We start from the raw sequence: 4,127 nt of genomic DNA, 5'->3' as shown, positions 1-4,127 counted from the left end.
TAATGGTGGAGCATAGCGGGATCGAACCGCTGACCTTCACGGTGCAAACGTGACGCTCTCCCAGCTGAGCTAATGCCCCATAACAATATAGATTATAACATAACCAATAAAAAAGTCAATATCTTTTATATTTTTTCTCTAAGATATCTTTTTCTAAATAATAATTATTATTTATCTTTATTAAATGTCTCTTACTACGTCTAAAATTATTAATTTTATTTATAATAATCCCTTTTTTAAAATTATAATTATTTAAATATCTTTCTAATAAAAATCTCTCATATAAATAATCAATATTCTTATATTCTATTATTACTTTATATAATAAAAATATACTAATAACTACTATATTTATAGTTATATTATTAAATATAAAATAACTAAATATTAATACAATAAAAATAATACTTAGAATAATACTAAGTATTAAACTTTTCTTATATGGAATAAATATAGATAAAAATAAATTTAATATCCTACCTCCATCTAATGGATATATAGGAACTAAATTAAATATTAATATACTATAATGATATATACTAATTAATTTATTATAATCTTTTAATATATTTACTAATATAAAGTAACCAATTATCTGCATAATAGGTCCACTTATTAATACTAAAAACTCTTTTATAATACTAATATTTAAATCAAACTTAAACTTGGATATTCCACCTAATGGATATATATTAATTTTAATTAATTCTCCACCTAATAATAAAGCCATTAATAAATGTCCTAATTCATGAATAATAATCAAAAAACTAATAACAAAAAATGGTATAAAAGACGCAGTAAATACAGAAATGATTGCTAATAAATATACTAATGGATTTATATCTATATATTTATAAATACTTTTTATAATTTAAATACTTCCCATCTTTTTGAAATACCATATATAATTTATTATCTTTTACTTCTCCTAGTAATTTACCTTTTTCTATATAATCATATAATTTTATATTACTAGGATTAATATTAGAATAATAAACATCTACTCCATTTACTTGTTCTATAATAATAGTATTCCCATAACCTTCTTTTTCTCCAATAAACACAACAATCCCACTCTCAATAGATGGAACCATATACTTATTAGATACATCTAATTTTACACCATCTTTATATTTACTAAGTTTTTTATAACTTAACTTCTCATTAAAAACTTTCTCATCTTCACTAACTATCTTATCTACAGATAAAACTTTACCAAAATACTTTTCATATAAATCTTTTAATTTAGTAAATTTAAAACTTTTCTCATATACATTATTAATTATATTATTCTTATACTTAGAATTATCCTTTACTAAAATCATTCCAACTAAAAATATTAATATAGTTATTAATACTTTATTAATAAATATTTTGACTTTTTCTTTTAATACTAGCCTCTTTTTTACTGTAATATTATTTTTCATATATTTCTCCTTTAATAAAATATATGAAAAAAAGAAGTAAAGTATTCTAATTAATACTTAAACTTCTATATTTTTTAGGTAAATGTTTAATTATAAAATATAGGATTTCTCCATAAATAATATTAATAATTAAACTATGAGATATTTTATATAATACTTTTAATGGTGTTATAGGGACTAGATTAAATATTAATATTATGAAGACTGTTAATAATTCATATACTGTAATAATTATTACTATTTCTAATATTATATTTAAAAAATTAATCTCTAAGTTTTCATATAATAAAGTAATTAGAAAAGCTATTGCTAAAAATAATATTCCATTAAAGAATAATAAGTTTGTAAAGAATAAATCATAAACAAATCCAAATATAAAAGAAAATATAAAGTATCTATATTTATCTTTCTTAAAAAAAGAATATATAAAGAATAAACTTACTATACTAAACATTGGTGTAAATAAAGATAAATTATTATTTAAATATGGTAAAAAATTACTTAGTATTACTTCTAGTATTAAAGAAATTATTCCTATTAATATACTAATTAACATTATTCTTTCTCCTTTAATACAGTAACATAATGAATACTATTAAAATCCTGTTTAGTTTTAATATATAAAACTTTACTTAAATCATATTTATCACTTTTTATCTTAGATACTTCTCCTATATATATACCTCCAGGAAACATACCACCTAAACCACTAGTAACAATACTTTCTCCTACTTTAATATTACTATTTTTATCAACACCACTAACTTTAATAGTATTAGTCTTTTTATCATAACCATTTAATATTGCATAACTATCTCCATTACTAGATTTAATAGCAACACTTACTTTAAAATTAACATCATCAGAAGTAATTAACTTAATTTCACTAGAAAACTTATATACTTTAGATATTTTACCTACTAAACCATTACTAGTAACAACAGCCATATCCTTCTTTATACCAGAACTTCTACCTTTATCTATAGTAATAGTATTAAACCAATAACCCTTATTTCTAGATAAAATAGTCGCATTAACTGTATCATATTCAGTTAATGTTTTATTTAGTTTTAATTCATCTTTTAACTCTTCTATTTCTTTTTCTAAAGATTCATTTACATTCTTTTGAATAATATAACTTTTACTTTGATCAACATCTTTTTTATTATTTAAAGAAGTAAATGGATACATAATAACTCTATTTATAAACATAGCAGTATCTTTAAAAATAGATTCTCCCATAAAAGCATCTCTATTAAGTTGTACAGATACAAATAACAATATAAATATAACTATACAAACTACTGGAATTACTAATTTTTTACTAATCTTATCTTTCTTCTTTTTCTTATACATAATATCATCCCATCCTTAATTATTATAATATAAATTATTTTTATAAACAACTATATATTTATCATATTATTATCATAAAAACTATAATAACTACTCTCACTAACTATAATATGATCTAGTACTGGAATACCTTGAATATAACCAGTTTTTACAATATTATCAGTAAACCTAATATCTTCTCTACTAGGATTAATATCCCCTGATGGATGATTATGCATACATATAATACTTGAAGCACTAACTCTATATGCTTCTTTAAATACTTCTCTTGGATGAACTGTACTAGCATTAATTGTTCCCATAAATAATAATTTCCTTTCTATTAACTCTTGTTTATTATTAAAATATAATGCATAAAAATATTCTTGTTTTAAATCATTAAATAAATACTTAGAATCCTCCCATATATCTTTAGCATTTACTAACTTTTTTAATTTATTATTCTTATTTAAAAATATTCTTTTACCAAGTTCTATAGATGCGACTAATTCAATAGCTTTTACTTCTCCAATACCCTTTATTTTACTTAATTCATTAATACTTATATTTTTTAAATCATTAAGATTATATTTGTTTAAGATATCGATTGCTAAATCATTAACTGATTTAGATATAGTACCTGTTTTTAGAATAATAGCCAAAATTTCTGAATCAGATAAATTATTAACACCAATATTTTTTAATTTTTCTCTAGGTCTTTCACTAATAGGAATATCTTTTATCTTATAAATAATAATCACCTCTAATATATTATTTACTTATTATTTATAATTTCCTCATAATTAGATAAAACAACAGACTCTATAGTTAGAATATCTTCATCATTACTACTATTTTTAATAAGTAGATCAAATTGCTCTACATTACTAGAAAACTCTTTATCATCAACACTTAATTCTTTTATATATATTTGATATCCCTTATCTTCATATATCTTTTTTATTAATTTAGCTATTTCTAAGTCTTTACTAATGCCTACATATACATAATATTTATTATTTTTAGATATAACAGCTCTATTCTTTATATCTTTTAAATCATTATTCATAATTTTCTTATTAGTATATACACCTTCCTGCACAAAATAATATAATTCCCCACTATTAAATATACTTTTAGCATTTATATTAGAAATATACCTACTACAAAATATACCAATTAATATAAATACTATTCCCCAAATTAATTTCTTTTTCATAGTATCACCAATTAGATACTAACAAACTAAAATATAATATTTTGTCGAAAAAAAAGACTTGTGATTAACTTTACAAGCCTTTATTATTTATTAATTGAAATGTACAGTTTGAACATTGGCAGCTGTTGCAGTATAAGTAGTATCAC

At 20.6% G+C, this 4,127-nt stretch carries 6 protein-coding genes and 1 tRNA gene; all 7 read right to left on the bottom strand.

Features of this window, described 5'->3' with window-relative positions; genetic code table 11:
* Positions 1-3: 3 nt before the first annotated feature.
* Positions 4-79: transfer RNA gene (locus tag ACMUOV_RS08600), tRNA-Ala, on the bottom strand.
* Positions 80-115: 36 nt separating this feature from the next.
* The gene (locus ACMUOV_RS08595; protein ID WP_413854739.1) at positions 116-772 is read right to left on the bottom strand and encodes a site-2 protease family protein; all 657 of its coding nucleotides are present in this window, start codon (positions 770-772) and stop codon (positions 116-118) included.
* Between the two features lie 79 nt (positions 773-851).
* A complete protein-coding gene (locus ACMUOV_RS08590) occupies positions 852-1,427 on the bottom strand; it encodes a peptidoglycan DD-metalloendopeptidase family protein (RefSeq protein ID WP_413854737.1) in 576 nt (191 codons plus the stop codon).
* Between the two features lie 46 nt (positions 1,428-1,473).
* Positions 1,474-1,983 (bottom strand): rod shape-determining protein MreD, encoded by a 510-nt coding sequence (mreD, locus tag ACMUOV_RS08585; RefSeq protein ID WP_413854736.1) that lies wholly within the window; start codon positions 1,981-1,983, stop codon positions 1,474-1,476.
* The gene (gene mreC / locus ACMUOV_RS08580; RefSeq protein WP_413854735.1) at positions 1,983-2,783 is read right to left on the bottom strand and encodes a rod shape-determining protein MreC; all 801 of its coding nucleotides are present in this window, start codon (positions 2,781-2,783) and stop codon (positions 1,983-1,985) included. Before mreC ends, mreD begins: the two co-directional genes overlap by 1 nt.
* A 50-nt stretch (positions 2,784-2,833) precedes the next feature.
* On the bottom strand, positions 2,834-3,523 hold the full coding sequence (radC, locus tag ACMUOV_RS08575; RefSeq protein WP_413854733.1) for a RadC family protein: 690 nt from the start codon (positions 3,521-3,523) through the stop codon (positions 2,834-2,836).
* A gap of 14 nt (positions 3,524-3,537) precedes the next feature.
* Positions 3,538-3,981 carry a hypothetical protein gene (locus ACMUOV_RS08570; protein ID WP_413854732.1) on the bottom strand — a complete coding sequence of 148 codons (444 nt, stop codon included), beginning with the start codon at positions 3,979-3,981 and terminating at the stop codon, positions 3,538-3,540.
* Positions 3,982-4,127: the final 146 nt, after the last annotated feature.

This window comes from Candidatus Ruminimicrobium bovinum (assembly GCF_902760015.1).
In the GTDB taxonomy this organism is placed as follows: domain Bacteria; phylum Elusimicrobiota; class Endomicrobiia; order Endomicrobiales; family Endomicrobiaceae; genus Ruminimicrobium; species Ruminimicrobium bovinum.
The sequence above is the reverse complement of the archived record's forward strand: the minus strand, read 5'-3'. Positions and strand labels throughout refer to the sequence as shown.

What these genes read in the sequence shown, in the direction of transcription:
- ACMUOV_RS08590 (WP_413854737.1), bottom strand. Translation starts at nt 1,427, where the DNA reads ATGAAAAATAATATTACAGTAAAAAAGAGGCTAGTATTAAAAGAAAAA.
- mreD (WP_413854736.1), bottom strand. Translation starts at nt 1,983, where the DNA reads ATGTTAATTAGTATATTAATAGGAATAATTTCTTTAATACTAGAAGTA.
- mreC (WP_413854735.1), bottom strand. Translation starts at nt 2,783, where the DNA reads ATGTATAAGAAAAAGAAGAAAGATAAGATTAGTAAAAAATTAGTAATT.
- ACMUOV_RS08570 (WP_413854732.1), bottom strand. Translation starts at nt 3,981, where the DNA reads ATGAAAAAGAAATTAATTTGGGGAATAGTATTTATATTAATTGGTATA.